We start from the raw sequence: 614 nt of genomic DNA, 5'->3' as shown, positions 1-614 counted from the left end.
CGGCATTTGTGCATCAAGTGATTCTAAAGCCGCTGATTTTTGCTCACTATTCATTGCTTGATCAGCGTTGATTCTGAGTCGCTCAATCATATATGCATCATACTGTTCACGCTCAGAATAAAATGCCTCATGCATTTCTAAACCAAGGTTTTCAGCTCGAATTGATTTAAGTAACTGCAAGCGTTCGTCGATCAAATCAAGGTAACTACCACTTAAGCTCGACATTGATCCGTCTGTAATAAAGCTTTCAATTCGGCTTGAAAATGCAAGTTCTAGGTCCATTACCGCGGTTTTGTATGCAACGTACGATTCTAAAGATTGAAGTGCTTGGCTTAAGGCTGGCTCTTCTAATTTGTAGTTGAGATATTCTTCTATTCGCGCCAAAACGGTTTCCAATGACTCTTCTTCAATAGCTGAAAAGAAGAAATCAAATATGTCTTTTAGGTCCGATGAAATACGAAGATTGCCGTTCTCATCGACGGCCAAATCACGATCAAAATAGATACCGCGAAGTGATGATACAAGGTCGCCGTGCTCAGACTCATAAGGTAATTGCTGAGTTTCAGTGTTGATTGCTTCAGGAGAAGAATCGATAACTGATTTTTGATGGTCTT

The 614-nt window shown here is 40.1% G+C and carries 1 protein-coding gene; it reads right to left on the bottom strand.

Going from position 1 to position 614, the window contains the following annotated elements:
- Window positions 1-614, bottom strand: a 614-nt coding sequence (locus tag A3762_RS21935; protein ID WP_197469488.1) for a lipase secretion chaperone, incomplete at both ends; no start/stop codon positions are given.

This window comes from Oleiphilus sp. HI0125, from assembly GCF_001635355.1.
This window is presented reverse-complemented; position numbering and strand designations above follow the sequence as displayed.